Origin of the sequence: Falsiroseomonas oryziterrae, from assembly GCF_021864505.1 — a bacterium.
In the GTDB taxonomy this organism is placed as follows: domain Bacteria; phylum Pseudomonadota; class Alphaproteobacteria; order Acetobacterales; family Acetobacteraceae; genus Falsiroseomonas; species Falsiroseomonas oryziterrae.
Map to the genome: position 1 here is coordinate 1 of NZ_JAKJIB010000425.1, position 2,934 is coordinate 2,934.

Here is a 2,934-nt window from a genome sequence, read left to right on the forward strand (position 1 = left end):
GCGGAAGGCCACGAGATCGGCCGCCATGCCGGGGGCGAGCGCGCCGATGTCCTCGCGCCCCAACACGCGCGCGCCGCCGAGCGTCGCGATCTCGAGCGCCTCGCGCGCCGTCAGCGCCGCCGGGCCATGGCCCACGCGCGCCAGCAGCAGCGCCTGCCGCGCCTCGGCCAGCATGTGCCCGGCATCGTTGGAGGCCGAGCCGTCCACGCCGAGCCCGACCGGCACCCCGGCGCGCCGCATCGCCGGCACCGGCGCGATGCCGGAGGCAAGACGCATGTTGGAACAGGGACAATGCGCCACGCCCGTGCCGGTGCGGGCAAACAGCGCGATGCCGGCCGCGTCGAGCTTCACGGAGTGCGCATGCCAGACATCGGGGCCCACCCAGCCGAGTTCCTCGGCGTATTCGGCCGGCGTGCAGCGGAAGCGCTCGCGGGAGAAGACGACGTCCTTGTCGTTCTCGGCGAGGTGGGTGTGCAGGCGCAGCCCGCGCGCGCGGGCGAAGGCCGCCGCGTCACGCATCAGCTCCCGCGTCACCGAGAAGGGCGAGCAGGGCGCGATGCCGACGCGGAGCATCGAGCCCGGCGCCGGGTCGTGGAAGCGCGCCACCACACGGTCCATGTCGGCGAGGATGGCGTCCTCCCGCTCCACCACCTCGTCCGGCGGCAGCCCGCCTTGAGAGCGGCCGAGGCTCATCGCGCCGCGCGTCGGGTGGAAGCGGAGGCCGATTTCGGCGGCGGCCTCGATCGTGTCGTCGAGCCGGCAGCCATTCGGGAAGATGTAGTGGTGGTCCGCGGCGGTGGTGCAGCCGGAGAGCACCAACTCCGCCGCGGCCGTCGCAACGGCGATGCGCAGCATCTCCGGCGTCATGCGCGCCCAGACCGGATAGAGCGCGCCGAGCCAGTCGAAGAGCTCCGCATCCTGCGCCGCCGGCAGGGCGCGGGTCAGCGTCTGGTACATGTGGTGGTGGGTGTTCACCAGGCCGGGCAGCAGGACGTGGCCGGCGAGGTCGATGGTCTCGGCGGCGGGCGGGACAGGGTCGGCGGGCCCGCCCAGCGCCGCGATCCGGCCGTCCAGCACGTGCACCCAGCCGCCGCGGATCTCGCGCCGGGTCGCGTCCATGGTGACCACCACCTCGGCGTTGCGCAGCAGCAGGTCAGGCATGGCGGGCTCCGCAGGCGCGTCGTTCCGGCACATTACGCGACGAGCCCGGGCGCGGTGGGAAGTCCCGGGACGGCCGCTTGCGCCTTCGCCGGCCTGCGTGGACGCCGCGGCCGTGGCACTCTAGCGTCGCCCCCGAGCGAACGGAGCAGAGGATGCCGCGGCCGCCCGGAACGCGCGCCTTGCAGGCCTTCCGGCAGACCATGCTTGGCGGGAGCGTCACGCGCGCCGCCGCCGCGCTCGGCCGCACGCAGCCGGCCGTGAGCCGCCTGCTGAAGGAACTCGAAGAGGATGTCGGCTTCGCCCTGTTCGAGCGCGTGCGCGGCCGCCTGGTCGCGACGCCCGAGGGACGCCTCTTCTTCGACGAGGTGCAGCGCAGCTTCCGCGGCCTCGAGCGGCTCGGCGACGTGGCCGCCGAGATCCGGCAGGGCCGGCGCGGCACGCTGCGGATCGCGGCGATGCCTGCCGCCGCCGCCTCCTTCCTGCCTGGGGTCCTCCGGCACTTCGCCGACGCCACGCCCGATGTCACGCTGGACCTCACCGTGCAGTCCTCGATCGAGGTGGTGCGCCTGGTGCAGCTGCAGGAAGTCGACCTCGGCATCATCGAGGGCAGCGTGCCGGCGCCTGGCCTCGCGGTGCTGCGCCGCCACGCGCTGCCCTGCGCGCTGATCGCGCCGCGCGGCCATCGCCTGCCGCGGCGGGCGGCGACACTCGGCGACCTCGACGGGCGGGATTTCGTCGCGCTCAGCGCCGGTCCGTCATCGGTCGGCGCGCAGCTCTCCGGCCTCCTGCTTCGCGAAGGGATCGAGCCGCGCGTCAAGGTGCAGACGCAGCTTGCCGCCACGGTCTCGGCGCTGGTCCTGCAGGGCCTCGGCGTCGGTGTGGTGGATGCGCAGACGGCGCTGCTCCACCGCGCGCTCGGCGGCGCCGTGCGGCCGCTGGATGCGCCGGTGGCCATGCAGCTGCGGATCGTCGGGGTCGCCGGGATGCCGCCCTCGACGGCGCTGCGCGACCTGCTCGTCCTCTGCGACGACGCGCTGGGAACCCATAAGCTTTCCTGATGACCCCAGACGCAGAAGGCGTTTGAACGCGCGGGACGTGCCGCCGATCCTGCGGCCGATGACGACCTCCTCGGCATACGACATCGCGGTGATCGGCGGCGGCGTCGTCGGGCTCGCCCTCGCGCGCGGGCTCGCCGGCCAGGGGCGGCGCGTCGCCATCCTGGACGAGGGCGACGTGGCGCGGCGGGCCAGCCGCGGCAACTTCGCCCTGGTCTGGGTGCAGTCGAAGGGCCTCGGCATGGCGCGCTACGGCGCCTGGACCACGGGCAGCGCCGCGCTCTGGCCCGGCTTCGCCGCCTCGCTGCGGGACGAGACGGGGATCGATCTCGGGCTGTCGCAGCCCGGCGGCTATTCGCTGTGCCTCTCGGAGGCCGAGCTCGACGCGCGTCGCGCGGCCATGATGCGCATGCACAACCAGCCCGGCTGGGAGCCGGTGCCTTGGGAGGTGCACGACCACGCCCGCATCGCCCGCGCCATGCCGGCGCTCGGGGCCGAGGTGGTGGGCGGGATCTTCTGCCCGCTCGACGGCCATGTGAACTCGCTCCGGCTGTTCCGCGCGCTGCATGCCGCCGCGACGGCACGTGGCGCGGCGTACCTGCCCGACCATCCGGTGCGGGACATCGCGGCGCTGCCGGGCGGCGGCTTCCGCGTCGCGACCGCGCAGGGAACCATCGAGGCCGCGCGCGTCGCGCTCGCGGCGGGGCTCGGCAACGCG

General features: G+C 74.6%; 3 protein-coding genes. 2 read left to right on the plus strand and 1 reads right to left on the minus strand.

Annotated features, from left to right (window positions below; genetic code table 11):
• Positions 1 to 1,161, minus strand: a 1,161-nt coding sequence (locus L2I40_RS21365) for an 8-oxoguanine deaminase (protein WP_237217225.1), incomplete at its 3' end; no start/stop codon positions are given.
• A 152-nt stretch (positions 1,162 to 1,313) separates the two neighbouring features.
• Here L2I40_RS21365 and L2I40_RS21370 point away from each other — a divergent pair.
• Both L2I40_RS21370 and L2I40_RS21375 read left to right on the plus strand, forming a co-directional pair.
• The gene (locus L2I40_RS21370) at positions 1,314 to 2,219 is read left to right on the plus strand and encodes a LysR substrate-binding domain-containing protein (protein WP_237217228.1); all 906 of its coding nucleotides are present in this window, start codon (positions 1,314 to 1,316) and stop codon (positions 2,217 to 2,219) included.
• A gap of 58 nt (positions 2,220 to 2,277) precedes the next feature.
• The coding region (locus tag L2I40_RS21375) for an NAD(P)/FAD-dependent oxidoreductase (RefSeq protein WP_237217230.1) at positions 2,278 to 2,934 on the plus strand (657 nt) is incomplete at its 3' end.

Coding starts and splice junctions, on each gene's coding strand:
- L2I40_RS21370 (WP_237217228.1), top strand. CDS start 1,314: ATGCCGCGGCCGCCCGGAACGCGCGCCTTGCAGGCCTTCCGGCAGACC.